The sequence below is a fragment of the Schlesneria sp. genome (genome assembly GCF_036405755.1).
In the GTDB taxonomy this organism is placed as follows: Bacteria; Planctomycetota; Planctomycetia; order Planctomycetales; family Planctomycetaceae; genus Schlesneria; species Schlesneria sphaerica.
Window position 1 is genome coordinate 1 of the sequence record NZ_DASWWZ010000261.1, and the last position, 2,510, is coordinate 2,510.

The following is a 2,510-nucleotide window of genomic DNA, read 5'->3' on the forward strand; positions in this document are numbered from 1 at the left end:
CCCGTAGAATCGCTTCGCTTTTGACCAGTAATACTCACCCAGCGTGATTATCGGGCGTGGCACTGAATTCTCGATGACACCCGCATCGATCTCGTAGGTGATATGAATGCTGGTAAACGAAGCTCGCCAGCGCTCCAGTGCACTCATCGCTTCATCAAGAGTGGGTTGTTCCGCGATCGAGGCAGCGGGCAGAAGTACGACCATACCGATATATACAAGGCCATATTGAAGCGAACCTTCTCTGATGCGAGGGGCATTCAAGCGAGCCATGATTCGACTCCGAAGTGTCAGTTCTACTGTAGAGTATTGCAGCAGGTTGCTCAAGAGGGTGTATTAGAATGAATTGCAGGTAGTCGAGGGTCAAGCAAAAAAACGATTGCGTTTGGTTTACAATGGGATCATGAAGGCTGTGCTGTGGAGCCAGAGTCGAGGTACTCCTTCGACGGTGTCTCATATCAAGCGTGAGACACAAGAGTCATCGGATGTAACTTCAGGCCGCAGAGCGTCTGCATGGCGTGAACTAACGAACGCGTTGTTACGTTGAGCTCAGCGGCTCCGAAATAGCGCCACTGCCTGGGAACCGTCAGTCGCGTAGAGAAGGGAGGCGCTGCTCAATGTGTGATTAAGGAAAGCGAACTGCATGCCCGAAGTCGGCCCTCGAAAGCGACTTTGGGATCTCCCCTCCGATCCTGCCGTCCCCGTCAACTGCTTTTGAATCGAGCATGATCCGTCAGTGTCATTCTCAAATCATCTTGACTAGCATGATCACGTGAGCATGATCACATGGCTGACTGAGCCTCGTGGAACGAAAGGGAGTGCAGCGGAAGGGGTCACGCAGGTCCATTAAGGCTGGGGGAAGCATGCGAGAGTTCTTCGCACCACGTCGACGCAAGATCGGCCTCGTTGCCTTGGCGATCTCGTGCGTGCTGATGGTGGGATGGATCCGAAGTCTGGTGATCTTAGCAGCCTGTTGAAAAACCTCCAACAAGTGCCTATGTGATATACTCGACCGGCCTTGTTGAGAAGATCGTCTCGGGAGGATTTGGCGGTGTCGCTGGGAAAGCGTGAATCAGAGAGTCAGCGGGAATTCTGGCTGGAGACGGATCGTCTGGCGACTGGTCCAGGTCATGTGTTTTACGACAAACTCAATCGTTTACTCCGTGAACTCGGGTTTGATCTGTTCGTCGAACAGTTGTGTCAGCCGCATTACAAGAGTGGCGGCCGTCCTTCGATTCCTCCGGGTGTCTACTTTCGGATGCTGATGATCGGTTACCTGGAAGGGATCGACTCTCAGCGGGGAATCGCCTGGCGGTGCGAAGACTCCTTGGCGCTGCGGCGTTTTCTGGGAATCAGTCTGTCGGAAGAGACTCCTGACCACAGCAGCCTGACCCGTATTCGTGATCGGTTGCCGCTGTCGGTTCATGAGGAAGTCTTTCAGTACATCCTGTTTGTGATCGAGGAACAGGGCCTACTGAAGGCCAAGACGGTGGGGGTGGACTCGACCTACCTGGAAGCGAATGCGGCGATGAAGTCCATTGTCCGCAAAGACACGGGGGAAGACTGGAAGGCATACCTGAAGCGGCTGATGAAGGAAGAGGGCCTGCTGGAAGAGGGAGATGACGATCCGACGGATGAGGAACTACGGCGGTTTGACCAGCAGCGTGCGAAACGAGGAAAGAAGAAGGTCTCCAATGACGAATGGGCCTCGGGGAGCGATCCTTCCAGCCGGATCGTAAAGATGAAGGATGGCCGCACCCACCTGGGTTATAAGGCCGAGCACGTGATTGATCTGGAGAGTGAAGTCATCCTGTCCGCGACCGTTTACACGGGGACGGAAGGGGATTCGCAGACATTACTGGCAAGCGTTCTGACGGCTCAAACATTCTTGGAACAGAGCGGCAGTTCCCTGACGATTGAAGAGGTCGTTGCTGACAAGGGGTACCACACCAACGAGCAGTTAGCCGGGGCAGAGGAGATGGACCTGCGGGCCTATATCCCGGAGCCGAAGTCCCGGTACCGCCGCCGCTGGACGGACAAACCTGTCGAGCAGCACAGAGCGGTGGCAAACAACCGCCGTCGAATGAGCCGAGTGAAGGGAAAGCGACTGCAGCGTGTTCGCAGTGAGAAGGTGGAGCGGAGCTTCGCCCACGTCTGTCAGACCGGGGGATCTCGAAGGACATGGTTACGAGGCCTGGCCAAGATCAACAAACGCTATCTGATGGTGGCTGCCACCCGGAACCTGGGAATCCTGATGCTCAAGCTGTACGGAATGGGCAAACCGAGGACGCTGCGCACGGCCAGGGGCCGTTTTTCGGCCATCATTGAAGTATATCGTTCGCTCAAAATCGCTCTCTGGAGCCATCATCGGCGACACTTCCCTATACCGGCTACTTGCATGGCCTTCTGAACCTGTCCGCCACATTTTCTCGCCAATACGAAGATCGGATGAAACCTCTGAAATTCACAGATTCTTCAACAGGCTGTTAGACGAAATCGGATTCATTCGAGAG

At 54.9% G+C, this 2,510-nt stretch carries 2 protein-coding genes; one reads left to right on the forward strand and one right to left on the reverse strand.

The features are described 5' to 3' along the window. On the reverse strand, nt 1-270 hold a 270-nt coding region (locus tag VGE80_RS09125), incomplete at its 3' end, for a hypothetical protein (protein WP_440592433.1). A 778-nt stretch (nt 271-1,048) separates the two neighbouring features. Here VGE80_RS09125 and VGE80_RS09130 point away from each other — a divergent pair. Beyond that, on the forward strand, nt 1,049-2,407 hold the full coding sequence (locus VGE80_RS09130; RefSeq protein WP_440592434.1) for a transposase: 1,359 nt from the start codon (nt 1,049-1,051) through the stop codon (nt 2,405-2,407). The last annotated feature ends 103 nt before the right edge of the window (nt 2,408-2,510 follow it).